The 1,139-nt window shown below is 75.3% G+C and carries 1 protein-coding gene; it reads left to right on the forward strand.

The features are described from left to right. Positions 1-1,139, forward strand: a 1,139-nt coding sequence (locus HW445_RS31965) for an ATP-dependent helicase (protein WP_180224253.1), incomplete at both ends; no start/stop codon positions are given.

Genomic DNA, 1,139 nt, shown 5'->3' on the forward strand with positions numbered 1-1,139 from the left:
TGTCCGGGCTGCTCAGCCTGCCGGAGGTCGCCGACCTGGTCGCCACCTGCGAGGTGCTCCAGGATCCCGGCGCCAACGCCTCCCTGGTGCGACTGCTCAGCGGTCCGCGCTGGCGGATCGGTCCGCGCGACCTCGCCCTGCTCGGCCGTCGCGCCCGGCTGCTGGTCGCCCGCGACCGGGGCGAGGACGATCCGGAGCGCCGGCTGGCCGCCGCCGTCGAGGGCACCGACCCGGCCGAGGTGATCTCGCTCGCCGACGCCCTCGACACCTTCCTGGAGTCCTCCCTCGACGGCTCCGACGACGGGCTGCCGTTCTCCCCGCAGGCCCGGGTCCGTTTCGCCCGGCTTGCCGCGGAACTGCGCGACCTGCGGCGTTCCCTCGCCGACCCGCTGATGGACGTGCTGCACCGGGTCCTCGCGGTGACCGGCCTGGAGGTCGAGCTCTCCGCCTCGCCGCAGGCCCTGGCCGCCCGCCGCCGCGAGACGCTGCACAACTTCCTCGACGTCGCCGCCTCGTTCGCCGCGACGGCCACCGCCGAGGAGGGCCGCGCCACCCTGCTCGCCTTCCTCGGCTTCCTGCGCACCGCCCAGCAGTACGAGAAGGGCCTGGACAACGCGCTGCCCGGCGGCGAGAACACCGTCAAGGTGCTCACCGCGCACAAGTCCAAGGGGCTGGAGTGGGACGTCGTGGTGGTGCCCGGGCTGGTCACCGGCACCTTCCCGGACGGCAAGGGGCAGGAGCGGTGGACCGCCCACGGCAAGGTGCTCCCGCACGCGCTGCGCGGCGACGCCGGGACGCTGCCGGACGTCGGGGAGTGGGACGCGGCGGGGCTCAAGGCGTTCCACGCCGACATGAAGGACCACCACGCCACCGAGGAACTCCGCCTCGGCTACGTCACCTTCACCCGGCCGCGTTCGCTGCTGCTGGGCTCCGGCCACTGGTGGGGCCCCACCCAGAAGACCCGGCGGGGCCCGTCCGCGTTCCTGCGCGCGCTGCACGACCACTGCGCCGCCGGGTACGGCGAGACCGAGGTCTGGGCGGACGAGCCGGAGCCGGGGGAGGAGAACCCGGCGCTCGCCGAGGACGCCGTGGAGCAGGCGTGGCCGCTGCCGCTGGACCGCGAGGCGCTGCGCCGCCGC

The organism is Streptomyces sp. UH6 (assembly GCF_013421635.1).
In the GTDB taxonomy this organism is placed as follows: domain Bacteria; phylum Actinomycetota; class Actinomycetes; order Streptomycetales; family Streptomycetaceae; genus Streptomyces; species Streptomyces abyssomicinicus.